The sequence below is a fragment of the Glaciecola sp. 1036 genome (assembly GCF_050306235.1).
In the GTDB taxonomy this organism is placed as follows: Bacteria; Pseudomonadota; Gammaproteobacteria; order Enterobacterales; family Alteromonadaceae; genus Glaciecola.
This window is the reverse complement of the sequence record NZ_JBLWFH010000044.1, coordinates 1-507: the sequence shown is the minus strand read 5'-3', so window position 1 is coordinate 507 and position 507 is coordinate 1. Positions and strand designations below refer to the sequence as shown.

Sequence of the window (507 nt, the reverse complement as noted above, 5' to 3'; positions counted from 1 at the left end):
AAAAAAGCCCCAGTCTCTCGACTAGGGCTTCTTCTAAATGGGAGTCTGGCGATGTGCTACTCTCACATGGGGAGACCCCACACTACCATCGCCGCAAATACGTTTCACTTCTGAGTTCGGAATGGCTAGCCCCTAAGGGTCAGGTGGTACCGTATCGCTATTGTCGCCAGACAAAAAACCTTGTTTTATTTGCCCTGAATTTATTTCAGGGCCTCCTTGGACTACTACGTTGTCTATTCAGCGTTTTACGTAATTCAAGCAGTCTTAACAAATCTGGAAAATCTAACAGTAATCTTTATTAATCTATCGAGTCACAACTCTATCTACATTAGCATGTCTTCTACAACACCAGTTGTTTCTATAATCCGCCACTTTAGCGCGTTTATAAAAAAACAATTCAGGTGTTGTATGGTTAAGCCGCACGGGCAATTAGTACAGGTTAGCTTAACGCCTTACAACGCTTCCACACCCTGCCTATCAACGTCGTCGTCTTCAACAACCCTTTAG

The 507-nt window shown here is 43.8% G+C and carries 2 rRNA genes; both read right to left on the bottom strand.

Annotated elements, in window-relative coordinates:
* Positions 1 to 43 precede the first annotated feature (43 nt).
* Positions 44 to 171 (bottom strand): 5S ribosomal RNA (rrf, locus tag ACNKW3_RS19840).
* Positions 172 to 408: 237 nt separating this feature from the next.
* Positions 409 to 507, bottom strand: a 23S ribosomal RNA gene (locus ACNKW3_RS19835); the annotation flags it as partial.